1 protein-coding gene is annotated in these 203 nt (G+C 45.3%); it reads left to right on the plus strand.

Going from position 1 to position 203, the window contains the following annotated elements:
- On the plus strand, positions 1 to 203 hold a 203-nt coding region (locus tag AC2A07_RS19815; RefSeq protein WP_484051817.1), incomplete at both ends, for a SprB repeat-containing protein.

Consider the following 203-nt stretch of genomic DNA (forward strand, 5'->3'; position numbering starts at 1 on the left):
GTAAATGCTATAGTATCTCAACCTGCAACAGCAGTTTCAGGAACTACTGTAGTAACGAATGTAGCATGTAACGGAGCTTCTAATGGATCTATTAACTTAACTCCGGCTGGAGGAACTGCACCATACACATTCAATTGGGGTGGTGGAATCACGACGGAGGACAGAACAGGATTGGCTGCCGGAACGTACACGGTAATCATTAC

Source organism: Chryseobacterium sp. HNCC26DJ238 (assembly GCF_057180465.1).